Here is a 17,871-nt window from a genome sequence, read left to right as displayed (position 1 = left end):
TGGCCTGGCTTGGCGTGATGGGTAACAGGCTGGGCTGCCGGTGTTTCCGGTTAGGGGTTGGTTGGTGCGGTCTGGCTGGCGCGATGGTTCGGGAGCCCGTCGCTTCGTCGCCGCCATCATGGCGGGCTGCCGTCGGTGACGGGTGCGGTGACTTGTTGGGGGTGGGTGCGGGTGTTGGTTCTTAATGGCGGGTGGCTAGTTGTGGTGGTGTGGAGTGGCTGGTGGTTGTTGGGCGGTGGGTGGCTCGTTGGGGCCACCAGCTGGCTTCGCGTAGGAGTGTGGCGATGGCGGGGACAGTGAGGGTGCGCACGAGGAAGGTGTCGAGTAGGAGTCCGCAGCCGATGATGAGGCCGGCTTGGATCATGATGGCCACTGAGCCGACCATGAGGCCGAACATGCTGGCGGCGAAGATGAGGCCGGCTGAGGTGATGACGGAGCCGGTGTTGGCGACGGTGCGCAGTACGCCGACGCGGATGTTGTGTCCTGATTCTTCGCGTAGTCGTGAGACGAGCAGCATGTTGTAGTCGGCGCCGACTGCGACCAGGATGATGAACGCGAGTAGTGGTACTGGCCAGGCGATTTCGTGTCCGAGTCCCCATTGGAAGATGAGGACGCCGATGCCCAGTGAGGCCAGGTAGTTGAGCACGACGGTGCCGAGCAGGTAGAGCGGGGCGAGCAGGGCGCGCAGTAGTAGGACGAGGATGAGTCCGACGATGAGCAGTGTGGCGAGGGCGAGTTGGGTGAAGTCGGCTCGCAGCAGTCGTTGGATGTCGGAGTTGACGGCGGGGAACCCGGCAACGGAGACGGTGGCTTGGTGCAGTGAGGTGTTGGGGCGTGCGGCGTTGGCGACGTCGGTGATTTCGTGTGCGAGGCGGGTTGCTTCGGCGCTGTAGGGGTCGTGGCTGGTTTCGATGGCAAAGCGTGCGGTTTTTCCGTCTGGGGAGAGGAATTGTTTTGCCATATCGGTGAATTGGCGGTTTTGGAAGGTGTTGGCGGGCAGGTAGAAGCCGCTGGAGGAGTCCGAGTTGGCGGTGGCGCGGGCGGCGTTTTGGAGTTGGGTGGCGATCTGGCTCATCCCGGACAGCATTTCGATGTTGCTGTCGGCCAGTGCGTGGACGCCGGTGGCCAGTGCTTGGGCGCCTGAGGCGAGTTGGCTGATGCCGTCTTGGAGGCGTCGGATGTTGCCGGCCAGGTCGGCGGGGTCTCCGAGGGTTGCGAAGGCTTTGTCGAGGGAGGTGACCGCGGTGTGGACGGTGGCCAGGGTGCCGGCGACGGTGGCGTTGGTGTCGGGGTTGTAGCGATCGCCGAGTTCGGCGATCTGGGTGAACAATCCGCTGTCGCGCAAGCTCACCAGTGTCTGGACTTGGTCGCGGATCTGGGCGCATTGGGGTGTGGTGGCACACCACGGGGAGGTGTTGAGGGCGCCGGTGAGGGGGTCGAGGACGGCGATGGCGTGTTGGGCTTGTTCGGCCAGGGGGCGCAGCCCGGGACCGGATTGGATGGCGCGGTCGACGCCGGGGGCGGTGGCCGAAAGTTGTTGCAGCAGGGGCCGGAACTGTTGAATCTGGGTGCCGGCGGACTGGGCTTGGGTGAGTGTCGCGGTGAGGGGGGTCAGGGCGGTGCGCAGGGTGGTGTCGAGTTGGGCCAGGCCGCCGGCGAGTTGGTCGGCGCCGGCGGTGAGCTTGGCGAGGTCGTCTTTTCTGGCGTTGCCGTCGGCGACGGCGCCGGCCATCTTGTCGCCGATCTGGCCGTTCTGCCAGGAGAGTTGGGCTTGTTCGAGGCGGGCTCCGGTGGGGCGGGTGACGCCGGACACTGTGGTGACGCCGGGGATCTGGGAGACGCGGGAGGCCATTTCGTCGAGGTCGGCGAGCCCTTTTGCGGTGCGCATGTCGGTGGGGTTTTCCACGACGAGGAATTCGGTGATGACGATGTCTTTGGGGAAGTGGCGGTCGAGTAGTTGGTAGCCCTGGTTGCTGGCGGTGGTGGCGGGCTGGCCTTTGCGGTCGTCGTAGCTGATCTTCATCGTTGTTGTGGCCGCGGCCAGGGTCAGCAGGATGACCAGGCTGGCGATCAGCAGGGGCACGGGTCGGCGGACCACCGCGACCGCGACGCGGTTCCAGTAGCGGCGGGTGCGGTCGGGTTTGGGGTCGCCGATGCCGCGTCGGGCGGCCAGCGCCAGCACCGGTGGCAGCAGCGTCACGGTGGCCAGGAATCCGAACATGACGGCCACCGCGCAGGCCGGGCCGAGGGCGGCGAACACGCTCAGTTGAGCGAACACCATGGCCAGGAATGCGAAGGCGACGGTGGCCGCCGAGGCCAGGATGACCCGGCCGATGCTGGCGGTGGCGTGCACGATGGCCTGTTCGGGCGGCACCTGTGCGCGGCGCTGTTCGTGGTAGCGGCTGATCAGAAACACCGTGTAGTCGGTGCCGGCTCCCAGCAGGATCGCGGTCATGAACGCCACGGTGAATTGCGAGACCGGCATTCCCAGCTGGCCCAGGGCCGAGAGCACACCGCGCCCGACGACCAGGCTCACCGCGATCACCAGCAGTGGCAGCAGCGCGGTGAACACCGAGCGGTACACGATGAGCAGGATCACCGCGATCAGGCCGGCGGTGGCGATCGAAATCAGCACCAGGTCGTGTTCGGCGGCCGCGATCTGGTCGCTGAACGTGGCGGGCGGGCCGGTGACGTACGCGGTGGTTGACGTGCCGGCGAACACGTCGGCGGCGATGTCGCGCACCGCTTGCACGGATTCGGCGGCGGCGGGATCGCCCAGGGTGCCGGCCACCCCGACCGGCAGAAACCAGGCCTTGCGGTCGGTGCTGACCGCCTGCGTCGCGGTGATCGGGTCGGCCAGCAGGTCCTGAACCAGCAAGACGTGGGCGGTGTCGCCGCGTAGCCGCGCCACCAGGTCCTCGTAGCGCTCCCGCGTCGCGGGGGTCAGCCCGGCGGGGTCTTCCATCGCGACGAACACCATGGTCTTGGAACCTTGTTCGCCGAACGCCGCGCTCATCCGGTCCACTGTCTGAAACGACGGCACATCATGGGGGAGCAGCTCCGCCGATTGCTGGCGCACCACGGTTTCCAATTGGGGAAACAGCAGTGCCAGCATCACCGCGACGCCGAGCCAGGCTCCGATCACCAGCGTCTTGTGCCTCACCGTGAACCTCGCCAGCGCCGCCAGCCGCGCGCTGTACTCGCTGGAATCCGCCGGTTCGGCCGCACGGCGGTATCGCCGCCGAGCATTCATCGCGGTGCCCGAACCATCCGGATCGCTGTCGGTCACTACACCCTCCACCCAAGAAAAGGAACTATCAGTATCGCTACGCTACTAGCAGTACCACCGTGGTTCGCGCTGCGCGTCCGCCGGGGCCGCGCGGCGCGTATGGGGGCCGCTAGTGACCTGCGCCGACGCCGGCGTCGGTGTCGTCGGCGTCGGGGATGTCGTGGCGGACCACCCGGACCCGGCCACGCGGCAGGCAGGCCATGTATCCGTGGCGTTTGCCGTAGAGCTCCCAGGCGGTGGCGTGCGCGTCGGCCTCGACATCGATGCGGTGCCCGCGGGAAAACCCCAGGTGCAACGCGCCGTCATCGCCGTATCGGGCGTGCGTGCACACCGCGCCGGCCAGGTCGAGCAGCGGGCGTTCGTGCACCGCGACCCGGTTGGGGTCGATGAGCACTTGTTCGGCCGGAAAGTCCCCGACGGGCGGCAGCGTCAGCCGCAGGGGACGCGAAATCACCAGCTCGCTGTAGCCATCGAGGTCCAACACCAACCCGTCGCGCAGCGACACGCGTTGCACGACGCAGTCTTCGATCCATTGGGTGAACATGGCGCCTCCTTCGACACGTCTTTGGGTCGCATCTGAAGGGTACGGTAAGTATCGCTGCGATACTATTAGTATCGTTAACTGTTGGGGGTGAGGGAGGCCAGGCGATCCACGATGCGCCGGCTGGCCCGATCGATGCGGTCACGGGTCTGGGCCGCCGAGGCCCGCCGGCCGATGAAGGCGGTCAGGTTCGCCAGCCAGATGTCGGCGAGGAGCTCGGCGACCGGCTGATCGAGCGGCCCGGGCGTGTCGCCGCCCAGGGTGTGGGCGAGCAGGCGCTCGATGACCGCGGAGGCCTCGTCGAGGGCGGCGGCCGCGGTGCTGTCGGCAGCGACGAATGCCCGTGTCATGGCCTCGGTGAGAGGGATGTCGCGCTGCCAGCGGTCGTGCAGATACCCGGTCAGCCGATCCAGGCGCTGCTGAGGTGTCGTGCCGGTGGCGGCCCAGTCCTGGGCGGCCTGCAGCCGCCCGAATTCTCGGGCCAGCGCCGAGACCAGCAGGTGGGTCTTGGACGGGAAGTAGCGGTAGAGCGTGCCGACCGCGATACCGGCCCGCTCGGCTACCGTGCGCATCCGCACCGCCTCATACCCGCCCGCGGCGGCCACCGCCAGCGCCGCATCCAGAATCGCCTCTCGGTGACGCGTCGGCGTGCGCGGACGCGGCGACGCGGTCGGGTGTGGCGGCGCGGTCGGGTGTGGTGCCACCGGCGGCGACTCCGACGGGGATTGTTGGCTTTTGGGTTGGGCGCCGGTGTCGGTCGCGGTCACGGTGCCGGGTCGTGCGGATCGGCGTGGGCCCGGTTGGTGCGGGTGAACCGTTCCAGCAGGCCATCGAAGGCCGCCAGATCACCGTGGGCGGCGAAGTGCTCGGTGCTCACCACGACGAACACCGCGCTCGCGGTGAACCGGGTGACGCCGTCGGTGCCGGTGCCTGTCGCGCGGACATGCAGGGCGCGGCCGTTGCGCTCGGTGATGTGCGCGGTGATCCGGTGCGGTTGGTGCAGTGGCACCGGCAGCAGATACTCGACGGTCAGACTGCGCGTCACCGCCGGGGTGCCGGCGATCCACAACGTGAAGCCCAGCACGTCATCGCAGGCGGCCGCCACCGCGCCGCCGTGCGCCAATCCCGGCGCCCCGATGTGGCGTTCGTCGAAGGTCGCATCGGCATACACCTGCTCGCCGCAGCGGTACACCACCAGCTGCAGGCCGTGGGGGTTGTCCGGGCCGCAGCCCATACAGTGCGGGGTGTGGGCGGGCAACCGTTCCGCGGGTGACCCCACCCCACGGTCACCGTCGGGTACCTCATCCCGACACGGCACGTGTTCGGACACCCGATACCTCCAGTACGACCAGTTTCGCTACGCTACTGTTGGTACCATAAGTGTCGGGCGGGCGGGAACCGTTGGCCATAAAAGGGGGGAAGCGGCGAGGAGAGTGAGTGTGAGCAGCAGCCAGCCGGATCGAGTCCACGACGAAGACGACGACGATATCGACCCCCGCCGCACCCGGTCCCGCAATCGCTTATTGGACGCCGCGGCCGCGCTGCTCAGCACCGGTGGTGTCGAGGCCGTCACCGTCGAGGCGGTCACCAAAGCCTCCAAGGTGGCCCGAACCACCCTCTACCGCCACTTCGGCAGTTCGTCGCACTTGTTGGCGGCCACCTTCGAACGGCTGCTACCCCAAGTCACCCCGCCGGCACCGGCCGGCGGGACGGTGCGCGAACGCCTCATCGAACTGCTCACCCGTCAGGCGGCGCTGTTCGCCGACGCCCCGCTACACGTCACCATGCTGGCCTGGCTGTCCCTCGGGCCGACCGCAACCACCGACCACACCGGCGGTGAACACGCGGCCGGCACGCTGCGCGCACGCGTCGTCGACCAATACCGACAACCCTTCGACGCCATCCTGCAAAGCGCAGAAGCCCGCGCCGAACTCGACGACTTCGACGTGAACCTCGCGTTGTGTCAACTCATCGGGCCGCTCGCCTTCGCCCGGATGACCGGACTGCACACCATGACCCCCGACGACACCACCCGCATCGTCGACGACTTCCTCACCGCTCATCAGCGCAAAACCACCCCCACCGCACCCACACCGCCCGGCGACAACGGTGTGCCGGTCACCGCCGACTAACGCCGGTCCGCCGCCGGTTCAGCGACCAACCGATCGGCAGACACCGACACGCCCTGGAAAGATCTCCCACCACAGCCCGCCGGGCCAAATCTTGTCGATGACCTGGCAATCGGGCCGACGGGCACGGGCGGGCACTCACGAGTTGGCCAGGAGGCCGGGAAGGCCTCCGTCACGGCGGGCCAGGCCGTGACCGCAGCACACCTCGGGGGGCGTACCGGGCTCAGGGGGTCTGTTCGTGCAGGGTGTCGAGTTGGCCGTAGAGCAGCTCGATGGTTGATTGTTGTTCTGCGACGGTGGCTTTGAGTGCGGCGATCTCTTTGTCTTTGGCGGCGAGTTTGTGGCGCAGCGCGGCGTGGATGCTGGTTTCGCGGCCAGTCGATGCCGGTTGTCGGTCGGTATGCCGGCCGCGGTATTGCTCGATGACGGTCACCAGGTCGTCGTGTTTGTAGATGGTTTTGCGGGACACCTTGGCGCGGCGGGACACGGTGGAGAAGTTGATGGTGGCGTTGGTCTTGCGCAGGTGGGCGATCGCCTTCTCGATGTCGCGGCGCTTCTCATCGCTGCGGGCCCGGCGGTATTGGTCCAGCGCATCGAGTGCCTTCTGGGTGGGCGGTGGCGGCTTGGGTCGGCTCATCGCGGCGTGTCCGGGTCGGCCTTGCGCAGCACGGATTCGTGGCTTCCCCGGGTCGCGGTGCGCATGGTGGGTGCCCGGTTGGCGGTACCGGCTCCCGCGACACTGGTCGCGCTGCCATCGGTCACGTCGTCGCGGCGGAACCGGTCGAGGATGGCATCCAGCGAGGCGATTTCGCGGCGACGCTCGTGGATCCACACGTTGTCGTCGGTGAGCTCGCGCCCGGTGCGGGCACGGTACTGCTCGCGGCGGATGTCGATCAGCTTGAGGGTCTTGGCGCGTTGGTCGACCAGTTCGTCGAGGTGGGTGGCATCGGTGGCGAAATGCCCACAGGACAAGCAGGCGTTGCCCTTGTCGCAGCTGGCCACCGGCGGCAGCAGACATACCCCGTTGGGCAGCACCCGGTCGGTACGCGCCGAGAGCTGGGTCATGTCGTAGATGTCAGACGGGCTGATGGCGATGTCGGTGCCATGAGCGCCGATCTTTTTGTGCCGCAGGAACTCCGCTTCGGCCGTCGCTTGCAGGGTCGCCGCGTAACGCAGGGTCATCGCCGGCGAGGCGTGCCCGAGGTAGCGCTGCACCACATGGATGGGCACCCCGTCGTTGAGCAGCTCGGTGGCCCGGGTGTGGCGCAGCCGGTGAGTCTGGGAGAACCGCAGCGGATGGCCGGCGGTGTCGGTGAGGCCGTGGATGGTGTCGAGCCGATTGAGGATCCGGCTGTAGGAGTCATAGCTGCGTGGTCGTTGACCCTGGTGCTGATAGCGCACCCCCAGGAACAGGTATTTCGGGTCCAAATGCGGGTAGCGCGCCCGGATCCAGTCTTGTTGTTCGCTGATCACGTTGACCACGGCCTGCTCGACCAGGATGGTGGGCACCACCCCGTCGACTTTGGTCTGCTGGTAGCGCAGTTTGGCCACGAACCCGTCGGGATCGTCGGTGGCTCCGGCGGGGCGGTCGTGGCCCGGGATCGGTTGCAGTGGCTCGAAGTCGAGCATCAGAATCTCTGAGGCCCGGCGCCCGGTCAACGCTTGCAGCAGCCAGATCCGGGCCGCTTGCGGATCGCCGAGACCGGACACGACCGAGATGGTGGAATCGGGGTGGGTGATGACCACCGGTTTGCCCGCGTCGGCGGCCAGCACGTCGAGATAGCACAGCATCCGCTGCAGTTCGGCGGTCGAAAACCAGGTCAGCTCCCGGCCGCCGCTGCGGCGTCGGCTGCGAAACGCCGCACCCCACAACCGGGTATGGGTGTCGGTCAACCGGCTCCAGCGAGGATCCCCGGTCGCCGCGGCGGCTTCCTCGGCATGGTCCACCATGAACGTGTAGAACATCTGGATCTTGGACTGGACGACCGCGATCGTCGCAGCCGACAGCGGACGCTCCGGTTTGGCCCGCGCGGCCGGTGATTTGAGGTACTCGGTGAACTCGGTGAACAACAGCCGCAGCGCCGCCCGGTCGGTGCTGATCACCGGATCATCGATCCCACGTTCAGCCAAGAACGGGCCCAGGTGGCGGGTGATGCCGCGGGTGCGGCCGATCACCGACGACCAGCGCAGCAGTTCAGCCGTCAAACAGGTGCGCAGCCAGAACCGCACCCCTTCACGCAGCCAGGCCGGTTCGATCCCGCCGAGACGGGCAACCTGGTCGTGGCAGGGTTCGTGCTCACGCTGCGGGATTCTGGGATCAGCGTCTAGATCCCAGATGTCATGAGACCACCATGACCGGTCGGTGCAGCGGACCGACACATACAGGTGCAGGTGCTCGATGAAACTGGCCACGTTGCGCCGAAACCCAGCCGAGGGCAGCCGACCGGTGCGGCGCTCGAACTCGCGCACCCCGTGGCGCACGATGGCCTCGGCGCTCAGATCAGCAATACTGGCCGGGTGACGCCGGTGCCGTTGGTGGTAGTCGGTGGCGGCGATACTGAGTGCGCCGCTGGTCCATTTCAGCAGCGACGGTTCGATCTTGCGACATTCTTCGTGTCCGCACAGCCACACCCACCACGCGAGCTCGTCGCAGAACCGTTGCGGCACACCGTGTGGGGTGAAGTCGTGGCCGTCCGGGGTGGGCCGGTAGCGCGGGTTGTGCTGGAAGACCGTATTGGCCGGGGCGGTATCCAGGTGATAGACCAGGTTGCGCCAGTGCGCGGGTACCTGTTGCCACTGCTGCGTCCACCGATCCTCGCCGCCACGATGGGTGGGCGCTGTGTGTGCCGGTGCAGGACTGTCATTGGCCGTCACGGTTCACCTTCCACCCGGCGACATAGTTCTTCCATTCGGCCAGCGTGCGCATCTGCGCGTCGGCGGTCACCCAGCCGTAGGTCGACAACGTGGTCTGCACGTCGGCGTGCCCGAGACGGCGCATCACCACGTGCACGTCCACCCCGGCCAGCAACAGCGCGGTGGCGTGGGTGTGGCGCAGCCAGTGCGGCGTCCACTGCTCAGGCAGCACATCGGCGCGGCGGGCGGTGATCAGATCGACCTTGTCGTAGAGGGTTTCCGGGCGCAGCGGGGCGTAGCGCACGCCGCGCACCAGGTTGACGAACACGAAACACGACGCCAGGTCGCCGACCGCGATATCCGCGCCGGCGGCCACCAGCTGCCACACGTACTCGGTGTAGAGGGCGACCAGATCGTCGCCGATGTAGATCCGGCGCGGGCCCGATTTCGCGCGCACCCCGTGCGGATGATCATCACGGCCCGCCACCAGTATCGACGGGGTACCACCACCGGCGATATCAAAGTCATGGTGGCGCAACGACAACGCTTCACCGATGCGCATGCCGGTTTCGGCCAGCACCGCGAAAAACAACCGATCACGCAGCCCCGCCCCGCCGCCCGACCATTCACCCGAGACTGTCTGGACACTGCACGCATCCAAGATCGCGTTGACCTGCACGGGCAGCAGCACCGGTGTTTCAGCGCGCTGCAGCCCGCGCAGCCGGTGAATCGGCCCATCGTGTTCGCGTCTCGGGCCGACTCCGGCCAGAAACGGTGCATAGCGGCCCCGCCGGGACGTCCGAGCATGACTGGCGTACAACCGCCGGTAGGGGCGCACCAGGTCATGGGCATCGGCGAAATACCGGTACATCGACAACACCGCCGCGCTGCGCGGCAGCAGCGACGACTCGGCCAATCTCTGCTTTGGTTCACCGATACGGGCCACCCCGGGCAGATCCCCGGTACGCAGATAGGCCAGGAACTGGCCGAACAGACTGGTGGGGAAATCATCCCACGCCGTACCGGTACCTTCCAGCACCGTCCACCACGCCGCCAGCCCATAGGCATAGGCGCGCAACGTGTTCGGCGAGCTCCCTTGGTTACGCAGAAACGTCAGGTACTCGCGCGCCGGGGCCACGGGCAATTTGTCGGCGCCGACCACCGTGTAGGTGGGTGGTCGGTCCACAAAACGCACCCGCTGCACCTGTGCCACCGTCAGTAGCACCCCACCATATTCACGATGGCCTGCCGTTGCGGAAATCGTCCAACCGGATCACCTGGGAGCCACCGGCAGCGGGTGGGGCCGGGGTGCGGCCATGGCCGACACTGGCCGCGACCGGCCTATGCTCGGCCGCCGGCGCCGGTCGCTGCGTGGCCAAAAACCAATCCAGCACATCAGCGGGATAGATCATCGATTCCCGGGCGCTCAGCATCCGCACCGACGCGCCGCCGTAACAGCGCTCCACCCACTTGCGCAGCAGCCGCGGCCGCTCCGGGACGCGGTCAGCCCACCCCGGTTCCGTCATACCCCACGTATGCCCGGTGGCCGGGTTGATCCGTGAATGCAGCTGGGTGGTCAACATTTTCGCCCGGTCCGGCGCGATCAGCCCCGAATCCCGCAGATGCATGATCAACGACCCCAACGACAGGCCCCACTTGTCTTTGAGCGGACGCAGATTCAACAGCGACAACACCCGCGGCAACTCACCGGCGATAACCCCTGCCGGGGCCAACAACTCGGTCGCGAACCGGTTGGCCTCCAACTCATCGGCGGCACTGACCGAGCAATAGGCGTGACTGTGCAACACCAAATGACCGAGCTCATGGGCGACCGTGAACCGGGTCCGCTCCCACGAGTCGCTATCCCGTAGCACCAACAATGGGCGGTCCCGCAACCGGCCCACCCAACTGGAATACCCCAAATGCCGCTCATCACGAGAGCGCCCACCGGTCGCGGCGAACTCGCTTTCCCAATCACCGGCGACCCGGCGCCGGACAATCACCGGAGCGCCCAGCCGCTCGGCCTCATACATCAAATCATCAAGCGGCTCATCGGGTTCCAGGCCCATCGCCTCACGCAGACGCGCTGCGGCCACCGGAATCGAACTGTGCGCCAACTCATCCGGACTGACCGTCGGAACCTTCACCGGAGGCAGCTTCGATCGGCCGTCGAGCTCACCGAGGAAATCGCCAGCCAACGACGCGAACGTCGCCAAAAACTCCTGCTCACCCACCGTCATCGACTTCGGCGCCCGAAACAACAACTCGTTCGCGCTGATCCGTGTCTGCGGCTCCGAGCTGAAAAACGCTGCAGGAAACCGGAACAACCCCGCCATCCGCGCAACATCGCCGTCGTTGAGCCGCACCGTCGGCGACTTCTCAATCTGGGACTGTCGCGACGTACTCCAGCCTGTGGCCGCCACCACCGACCGCGCCGTCATCCGCCTCAACAACCGGGCCTGCCGGACCCGTGCACCAAAAACCTCAATCATCGTGCGCTCAATTCAACGTCACCGGGTTGGGAAACCCACATGCACCCAACACTGTGCACGACGGCTACGACGATTTCGGCGGACCGCCCTCCTCGTCCTGCTCGCGGGCGGCGTCCTCGTCGACGTCGACGAAGTCGTCGTCGCGGCGCCGAGTCCCCAACGACCCATCCCGACCGACCTCGCCGAGACCAACGTTGAACGAGCGGTCCTCCATGATCGGCGGGGGCAACGGCGTCCGGCCGTACAAAACCTCCACATTGTCGAGCAGCAGCCCCGCCGCCAGCACCGCACCACCGAAAAACCCGCGACCGTCCGGCCACCACAACAGATATTCCCGATACGCCTGGGGTTCGGCGATACCCTCCTGCCCGCCGATCGGGTGACCCAACACCTCCTCGATGCTGTACTGCTCCCCACCCGGCACAAACGGCACAGTGTCGATCAGCTGACCAGTCCGCCGGTTTCGCGGATGCTTGCGCACATAAATCCGTGAGCCCTTCTCGTCGACAAGAAGAACCCCCATCCCGTTGCCCGCCTTGACTTTTAGAGTCGAGTTGGGAGTCTGCCGCCGCAACCGCGACATCAGAAACGTTTCCAAAACCGAGCACGACACCGTGATCGGTCGGACATGGCTGCCCTGATCGATAAAACGATCCGGGACTTCCGGATGTCGCGCAGCCAGATCGCCGTGCGCCTCGCCCAAAACCTGGGCGTGCTGGCGAACGAGTTCCTCCACGAGCCGCTGAGGATCGTCGTGTAGCTCCATGGGGTAAATCCGTTAACTGAACTAAAATCAGAATCATTGCAGGTCAGGCTGGGTTTTGATACGTTCCCGGGCTATGGGTGACCCGGAGTCTGGGAAACGGGATCTTGCAACCCTGGTCGTATCCGACGTCGGACGGCTTGAGGCAACTGGTGACAGATGGGTGCCATTTCGGCTCCTCGATGCTAACGGGGTGGTCGTCGAGCCCGTAGCGGCATATTTCGCCGAACTGCAAGCGGCCGATCGTCGTCCGGGGACAATCCGCTCGTATGGCCATGATCTGTTGCGATGGTGGCGCTTTCTGGCAGCAGTGGGCGTGGATTGGGATCGAGCGACCTCCATCGAGGGCCGCGACTTCGCACGATGGATGATGCTGGTAGATAAGCCGGTTCGCGTCCACTGGAGGTATCGCGATGGGAAACCGGAACAGTCGGAGCCAACGGATAGAAGGAGTGACGGTACCGCTGCAACCGGCACGTGCCCGCCCCCCGGTCGTTATGCGCCGTCGACCAGAGTGCACGCCGAGGCGGTACTGCGGTCGTTCTATGACTACCAGATCGAACTTGGGCAGGGCCCGCTGGTCAATCCCTTCCCGCTCGATCGATCGCGCCGCGCCGGACGCCGCAACGCCCACCGCAATCCGCGCGATCCGGTGTCGCGCGAGCGGGCTGGCCGCTACCGTCCACGCCCGCAACGCCGGTTACCGAAGAACATTCCCGACGAGCAATTCAACCGGCTCTTCGCTGCTCTTCGCACCCACCGAGACCGTGCCCTGCTGGCTTTCTGGGTATCGACAGGAGCGCGCGCAGACGAACTACTCTCGACCACCCACGCCGACGTTGACCCCGGGCAACAGCTTATCCGCGTGACTCGCAAGGGATCGCGTGCGGCACAGTGGCTCCCAGCATCACAGGACGCATTCGTATGGCTGCGTCTGTATCAGGAGCAGGCATGGAAACGAGGTGCACCTCGCGGCAGAACTGCACCATTATGGCTGACCTTGCGCCAACCCTGGCGCGCGCTCTCATATCCAGCTGCGCGAGCGATGTTCGTCCGCGCACAGGAAGCGCTCGGATCGAACTGGACCATCCACGATCTCCGGCACACCGCAGCGTATCGGATGAGCAACGATCCTCAGATGTCGATCACCGACGTGCAGTGGGTGCTAGGCCACGCCCATCTGACAACCACGCAGATCTACACCACACCCAACCAAGAAGACGTGGTTACGCGCACCCTGGCCCATTACCAGCGCGTCGCCGCACGTGCTGACAAAAGCCCCACGCCGGCCGACGGATACGACACCAACACCCTCGACATTCTCTTCGGCGAAAGGGCCAAATCATGAGACCTCCGGCCCCACAGCGAGAACTGACGCCGAGTACGCCGACCCTGGCCTCACCACCGGTGGACGGCCATGGCGGCTATGCCGACGACCTGTTACGCCGATTCCCGCCTCGCGGCGTCCCAACCGAGACGTCGATAGGTACTGCATCGGTTGACGCAATCCTGCAGTGGATGCGCACCACGAGAATCCGCAACAGCGCACCGGCCATCTCCACGAACGGCGCCGAGGGAATGCTGCGTTGGCTGTCAGAACACGCAGGAGACACCTGGCAGCAACGATGGACATCCAGCGGAATAGAACACCATGCCGAGGCCTGGCTGGATGAGCCTCTGACATGGCTGCGCAGACACGGCCACCGCCAGAACGCTCGAGAACTCAATGCCGGCTTCATGGCCTTGACCGCAGCAGAAGTCCTGTTTCCCAGCATGGCGTTCTTCCTATCGCGCCCCCGAGACCCCGCATTGACCAAAATCATGGCTGCCCACCGTGATCCGGATGGATACGCCACAATCGAGACCTCGTCGGATTCCGACCAGTGGACTTCGGCCGCCGGTAGGCTGGCGCGCTGGCAAATCGCGGTCCTGCTGGCCGCCAAAGGAGGCACAGTCTCTGACATCACCGTGGGCGACTGCGTGCAACTACGCCAGATCGAAGTCGCCCGCGAAACCTGCGGAGCTCGCCGCTACCAGTTCTACACGCTCCTGAGGGCCGCCGGACAGTTCCCTGCCGACGCTCCGGTCACCCTGCGCAGGATCACGGCCTACACGGGTCAACGCACACCCGAACAACTCATCGACCGCTACCAGCTGCAAAACCAGCCGATCCGCAACTTGCTGGTCGACTACCTCACCGAACGCCAACCCGCGCTGGACTACACCACCTTGGAGGCAATGTCCCGCCGCCTGGGCTCAAACTTCTGGAAAGACTTGGAACTCCACAACCCAGGTATCGATTCGCTGAAGCTGGATCCACAAACCGCAGCGGCATGGAAGGAACGGCTGCGCAACAAGACCACCCGCACGCGCCAGGCAGACGGAACCATGACCGAAGCGGTCGCACCGCGCCGTTCCTACATTCCGATCCTGCACCAGGTGCGGGCTTTCTATCTCGACCTGGCCCAATGGGCTACCGAAGACCCTGCCCGCTGGGCCCAGTGGGCAGTCCCAAGCCCCATCAGCGCCACCGAGGTACTCCTGAAGAAGACCTTCGCACAACGCAAGGCCCGCATCGACCAGCGCACCCGTGACCTGCGCCCCTACCTGTCGACAATCGTCGATAACGCGGCCAAGCGAGCCCAAGACGCCCGTACACGACTGCAAGCCGCGTTAACGACCACCGACGACACCTTCACAGTTGCCGGAGAGACCTTCACCAGAGCAGTCCTCACCAGTAGTCGAGGTTCCCGCCGACAGTTCACGACCGTGATCGACGCAGCCGGCCGCAAACGGCAGCTTCTTGAAGAGGAAAACCGAGCGTTCTGGGGATGGGCCGCTGTGGAGTTCCTGCGGCACACCGGAGTCCGTATCGAGGAGATGCTCGAAACCAGCCACCACAGCATCACTCAATATCAACTTCCAACGACCGGCGAGATCATTCCCTTGCTCCACATCGCTCCCTCGAAAACCGACCAGGAGCGCCTGCTGGTCGTCAGTCCGGAACTCGCCGACGTCCTCGCCACAATCGTGACCAGGGTCCGCGGAGACGGTCACGCCATCCCGTTGGTGTCGTTCTACGACGAAAACGAGCGATCATGGGAAGCCCCGGCCCCCTTGCTATTTCAATGGACAACTGCCGGTCACCGCCAAGCGCTATCTACCGGGACTATTCGGATCGCAATCAGAGAAGCGTTCGAAGCGAGCGACCTCAAAGATGCTGACGGCCAACCCCTTTACTTTCGGCCGCACGATTTCCGGCGGATCTTCACCACCGATGCCATCCTCAACGGGATGCCTCCGCACATCGCACAACTTCTCCTTGGGCACAAAGACATCAACACCACAATGGGGTACAAAGCCATCTACCCCGAAGAAGCCATCAACGGTCACCGCGCGTTCATCGCCCGACGCCGAACCTTACGGCCAGGCGAGGAATACCGCACTCCTACCGACGCCGAATGGGACGAATTCCTCGGGCATTTCGAGCGCCGCAAACTCGCCCTCGGAGACTGCGGCCGCGCCTACGGCACCAGCTGCCAGCATGAGCACAGCTGCATCCGCTGCCCAGTATTGCGAATCGACCCAGCGCAACGAGCCCGCCTTGAAACCATCCGCGACAACCTCGCCGCACGCGTCGCCGAAGCCGAGAACGCCGGTTGGCTCGGCGAGGCGGACGGCCTGCGGACCAGCTTGGCCGCCGCCGAAGACAAACTCGCCCAGCTCGACCGTCGCGCCCGACAACGCGCCACCATCTTCCTCGACACACCATCAGTCCCCGAGATCACCGCGCGCAGGGCAGCAAACCCCACCACCCCTGTGTCATCATCCGCCGTGCACTCCACACAGTAGGAGATGGGTGTAAATATTCACCCCAATCTCCTACATCAGAAACCTTCCACCTGCACCGATGCCAACAAAATTTCCAACACTGACGTCCGGCAACAGTCAGAAACAGCACCGCCACCAGCTAACTATCTTTCGAGCACGCCGGCCTCAGGAGAATCATCGTCTGGAGGTGGCGACGTCATGCCGGCGGCAGTCGGGTAGCCGCATAGCCATGTTGCGTAAAAATGAACATCAACGGTAGATCTCAGTGGCAGAATGAGCCGTGCGTTTCCATTCTCCATCGTTAGTAGCCGAAGTGAGGCAAGCCCGCAGATGAGTCATGACGACAATGTCCGAAAGCTGGCGGGAAAGTTCAAGTTAGACCACAGATATGCCAATTACGGACCAATCCTGCAATCAATTGAGATTCACGGTTTCCGGGGAATTGCCGATCTGACCCTTGATTTCCAGTCGCCTATTACCGCCCTATCTGGGTTAAATGGAACGGGCAAGAGTACAATTGCACAGCTCGCGAGTTGCGCATATCGCAAAGCTGTGACCGCCGCACTTTCAAGATTCTACATTAAGGACTTCTTTCCCGTATCTGCGGCTGATCCATCGCCGTTCAGCGATGATGCGCAAGTAGTTTATTCGTACTGTGTCGAGCGTGGCGCGGAACCGCAGAAAGTGACGGTAAGCAGAAAGGCCAAAGAATGGTCTGGATACAAGCGTCAGCCTGAACGATCCTGCTACTACATCGGATTCACCCAGTTCATACCCAAGGTTGAGCGGCGCGATCTATCCATATATGGCGGGCACCGGATTCAATTGGGGACGTCGCGCGAACTGCCAAATGATGCCGCAAACAACGTCGCCACGATACTTGGACTACCGTACGATGAGCTGGGTTTCACCGAAGTGACCCATTCCAATCGGACCGCGGAGTTGGCGATGGCCACTCGAAATGGAAAACGTTATTCAGAAAACCACATGGGCTTCGGCGAAGGGCGCGTCGTCTACATGGTCAATACAATGGAGGGCGCTCCGGCGCAGAGCTTATTTGTTCTCGAGGAGCCCGAGACTTCGCTACACGGCGAGGCGCAACGCCGGCTAGCGAGATATCTAGTTGATGTAGCAGGTCGTCGAGGTCATCAGATCATATTGACCACACACAGTGCTGCGATTCTGATGGAATTTGGGCGCGATTCGGTCGTATACCTGAAACGGCAACCCGACGGGCTGATTGACGCGGCGACCGGTCTGAGTACCTACCAAATAGACGCGTACCTTCACGGTGATGCCAGGGACAACGAAAGAGCGATCGTCTGCGTCGAGGACGAGTTTTCGCGTCGTCTAACGATTGAGATCATTCGCAGTTGCAATAGCGATCTTCTCTCGGGAGTCCAAGTTTTGGACGTTGGTGATGCACAAAACATACCGTCGGCTGTCTCGCTTTTGCGGAAAGCGGGTACTAGAGCAGTAGGACTATATGATGGAGACATTAAGGTCGGCGACTTGAAGGATCTTAAGCCCTTCATTGCAAATTTACCCGGAGGCGTGGCACCCGAGACGCTGGTTTTCGGTTGCACCGAGGTTGAGGAGTATTTCAAAAGCAATCACAGCATAAGCGTCGCAGAGGTGATGAGCGGCGTAGGAGATCACCACGACTATATCCGTGTACTAGCAAAGAAGTTGATGCTGGACGAGACCTACATCGCCATAGAGGTATGTCGCATCTACGCGTCGACCCGCGATGCATCCGAGTTTGCGTCGACGGGTGAATTTCTCCGGAAAACGTTGGGTGACCGACGATAATGGCGCTCAGCTGCAGGCAACGGCAGCCTGCTATTTGATGCTCTTGCGCCAGACGGAGCTCGTGGCACACGTTAATTCCACTAGGTTGTGCTCCGAAATTGGCCGCAATGCTCTACCGCCGATGAAGTGCGGCTAGTTCAGAAAAAACATTTACCCCGGTT

The 17,871-nt window shown here is 64.4% G+C and carries 14 protein-coding genes; 5 read left to right on the top strand and 9 right to left on the bottom strand.

Going from position 1 to position 17,871, the window contains the following annotated elements; translation table 11 throughout:
• Positions 1-181: 181 nt before the first annotated feature.
• The 4 genes from K6L26_RS00065 to K6L26_RS00050 form a co-directional block, all read right to left on the bottom strand.
• Complete coding sequence (locus tag K6L26_RS00065) at positions 182-3,253, bottom strand: MMPL/RND family transporter (protein ID WP_221853306.1); 3,072 nt, start codon at positions 3,251-3,253, stop codon at positions 182-184.
• 145 nt (positions 3,254-3,398) lie between these two features.
• Positions 3,399-3,833, bottom strand: a complete 435-nt coding sequence (locus K6L26_RS00060; protein WP_003887008.1) for a DUF6188 family protein — start codon at positions 3,831-3,833, stop codon at positions 3,399-3,401.
• Between the two features lie 74 nt (positions 3,834-3,907).
• On the bottom strand, positions 3,908-4,597 hold the full coding sequence (locus tag K6L26_RS00055; protein ID WP_073909329.1) for a TetR/AcrR family transcriptional regulator: 690 nt from the start codon (positions 4,595-4,597) through the stop codon (positions 3,908-3,910).
• Positions 4,594-5,064, bottom strand: coding sequence for a PaaI family thioesterase (locus K6L26_RS00050; protein ID WP_065512386.1), 471 nt, complete (start codon positions 5,062-5,064; stop codon positions 4,594-4,596). Before K6L26_RS00050 ends, K6L26_RS00055 begins: the two co-directional genes overlap by 4 nt.
• A gap of 205 nt (positions 5,065-5,269) precedes the next feature.
• On the opposite strand from K6L26_RS00050, the gene K6L26_RS00045 reads away from it, so the two are divergent.
• Positions 5,270-5,962: a TetR/AcrR family transcriptional regulator gene (locus tag K6L26_RS00045; protein WP_064867400.1), complete on the top strand. Its 693-nt coding sequence runs from the start codon at positions 5,270-5,272 to the stop codon at positions 5,960-5,962.
• A gap of 220 nt (positions 5,963-6,182) precedes the next feature.
• Here K6L26_RS00045 and K6L26_RS00040 read toward each other — a convergent pair whose 3' ends face one another.
• The 5 genes from K6L26_RS00040 to K6L26_RS00020 form a co-directional block, all read right to left on the bottom strand.
• Positions 6,183-6,596: a DUF6262 family protein gene (locus K6L26_RS00040; protein WP_064867402.1), complete on the bottom strand. Its 414-nt coding sequence runs from the start codon at positions 6,594-6,596 to the stop codon at positions 6,183-6,185.
• Positions 6,593-8,833 carry a tyrosine-type recombinase/integrase gene (locus K6L26_RS00035; RefSeq protein WP_083209307.1) on the bottom strand — a complete coding sequence of 747 codons (2,241 nt, stop codon included), beginning with the start codon at positions 8,831-8,833 and terminating at the stop codon, positions 6,593-6,595. The genes K6L26_RS00040 and K6L26_RS00035 overlap by 4 nt, the downstream gene beginning before the upstream one ends.
• Positions 8,820-10,025 (bottom strand): tyrosine-type recombinase/integrase, encoded by a 1,206-nt coding sequence (locus tag K6L26_RS00030; protein ID WP_003891614.1) that lies wholly within the window; start codon positions 10,023-10,025, stop codon positions 8,820-8,822. The genes K6L26_RS00035 and K6L26_RS00030 overlap by 14 nt, the downstream gene beginning before the upstream one ends.
• Positions 10,026-10,047: 22 nt before the next feature.
• A complete protein-coding gene (locus tag K6L26_RS00025) occupies positions 10,048-11,304 on the bottom strand; it encodes a helix-turn-helix domain-containing protein (RefSeq protein ID WP_023861397.1) in 1,257 nt (418 codons plus the stop codon).
• A 64-nt stretch (positions 11,305-11,368) separates the two neighbouring features.
• Complete coding sequence (locus K6L26_RS00020) at positions 11,369-11,827, bottom strand: hypothetical protein (protein WP_064867315.1); 459 nt, start codon at positions 11,825-11,827, stop codon at positions 11,369-11,371.
• Between the two features lie 105 nt (positions 11,828-11,932).
• Between K6L26_RS00020 and K6L26_RS31860 the strand changes: the two genes are divergently transcribed.
• The 4 genes from K6L26_RS31860 (at position 11,933) to K6L26_RS00005 (ending at position 17,710) form a co-directional block, all read left to right on the top strand.
• Entirely contained in the window at positions 11,933-12,064 is a 132-nt protein-coding gene (locus K6L26_RS31860) for a hypothetical protein (protein WP_255376478.1), read from the top strand.
• Positions 12,065-12,260: 196 nt separating this feature from the next.
• Positions 12,261-13,415 (top strand): tyrosine-type recombinase/integrase, encoded by a 1,155-nt coding sequence (locus K6L26_RS00015; protein ID WP_234788560.1) that lies wholly within the window; start codon positions 12,261-12,263, stop codon positions 13,413-13,415.
• A complete protein-coding gene (locus tag K6L26_RS00010) occupies positions 13,412-15,919 on the top strand; it encodes a tyrosine-type recombinase/integrase (RefSeq protein WP_109748890.1) in 2,508 nt (835 codons plus the stop codon). Before K6L26_RS00015 ends, K6L26_RS00010 begins: the two co-directional genes overlap by 4 nt.
• Positions 15,920-16,228: 309 nt before the next feature.
• Positions 16,229-17,710 carry an ATP-dependent nuclease gene (locus K6L26_RS00005; RefSeq protein WP_074404808.1) on the top strand — a complete coding sequence of 494 codons (1,482 nt, stop codon included), beginning with the start codon at positions 16,229-16,231 and terminating at the stop codon, positions 17,708-17,710.
• The last annotated feature ends 161 nt before the right edge of the window (positions 17,711-17,871 follow it).

Origin of the sequence: Mycobacterium farcinogenes (assembly GCF_019739075.1) — a bacterium.
In the GTDB taxonomy this organism is placed as follows: Bacteria; Actinomycetota; Actinomycetes; order Mycobacteriales; family Mycobacteriaceae; genus Mycobacterium; species Mycobacterium senegalense.
Note: the sequence above shows the minus strand (reverse complement) of the source record. Positions and strands in the feature narration are given on the sequence as shown.

Excerpts from the sequence above, each read along its gene's own strand:
- K6L26_RS00050 (WP_065512386.1), bottom strand. The coding sequence starts at position 5,064 with ATGGGCTGCGGCCCGGACAACCCCCACGGCCTGCAGCTGGTGGTGTAC.
- K6L26_RS00040 (WP_064867402.1), bottom strand. The coding sequence starts at position 6,596 with ATGAGCCGACCCAAGCCGCCACCGCCCACCCAGAAGGCACTCGATGCG.
- K6L26_RS00005 (WP_074404808.1), top strand. The coding sequence starts at position 16,229 with ATGAGTCATGACGACAATGTCCGAAAGCTGGCGGGAAAGTTCAAGTTA.
- K6L26_RS00020 (WP_064867315.1), bottom strand. The coding sequence starts at position 11,827 with ATGGGGGTTCTTCTTGTCGACGAGAAGGGCTCACGGATTTATGTGCGC.
- K6L26_RS00025 (WP_023861397.1), bottom strand. The coding sequence starts at position 11,304 with ATGATTGAGGTTTTTGGTGCACGGGTCCGGCAGGCCCGGTTGTTGAGG.
- K6L26_RS00065 (WP_221853306.1), bottom strand. The coding sequence starts at position 3,253 with ATGAATGCTCGGCGGCGATACCGCCGTGCGGCCGAACCGGCGGATTCC.
- K6L26_RS00010 (WP_109748890.1), top strand. The coding sequence starts at position 13,412 with ATGAGACCTCCGGCCCCACAGCGAGAACTGACGCCGAGTACGCCGACC.
- K6L26_RS00060 (WP_003887008.1), bottom strand. The coding sequence starts at position 3,833 with ATGTTCACCCAATGGATCGAAGACTGCGTCGTGCAACGCGTGTCGCTG.
- K6L26_RS31860 (WP_255376478.1), top strand. The coding sequence starts at position 11,933 with ATGGCTGCCCTGATCGATAAAACGATCCGGGACTTCCGGATGTCGCGC.